Annotated in this window: 1 pseudogene; it reads right to left on the minus strand. The window is 46.0% G+C overall.

The window, feature by feature from the left end:
- Window positions 1-12: 12 nt before the first annotated feature.
- A pseudogene (locus DWW10_RS25865) lies at window positions 13-515 on the minus strand (IS1595-like element ISBbi1 family transposase); the annotation flags it as partial.

Here is a 515-nt window from a genome sequence, read left to right on the forward strand (position 1 = left end):
CTGATTATCCGTTTATGCACCTGTTATATTCGCAATTACTAGTCTGTCAAAGAGTTTGTCTCCAAAATACCGTCTGTTTAATTTGTAAATAAACTCGTTGAGATACAACTGTAAGTATTTCCTTTTGATTTTATGGTAGTTGCCCAGCAATGTCCGTTTTGCATTACTGATTGCGATATGCACCCATTTGAGTGTTTCCTTGGTGGTTTTGGCGTCTGATTTCTCGGTGACGTGCAATTCCACCAGATCGGAGATGTCAACGTAAGAAGTGCTTTTGTCCGAAAATACGATGGCATCATCCTCCATGCAGTCCCTGACCACGCCGTTGATTCCTTCACTTTGATGGCTATCCAGTACCCTGGCCTTGAAATAACGCACATGCTTCTCCTTTTTGCCCGTTTCGATATCTTCCAACGGGGTGCTTTCGGCCATCACCGCAACGTTCTGCTTTCCCTCGGCTCCCCGGCCACGTGTACCCTTGCCTCGCTCGATTTCCTTACTGGCCACCGAAAAGT

It is taken from the genome of Bacteroides intestinalis (assembly GCF_003464595.1).
In the GTDB taxonomy this organism is placed as follows: Bacteria; Bacteroidota; Bacteroidia; order Bacteroidales; family Bacteroidaceae; genus Bacteroides; species Bacteroides intestinalis_A.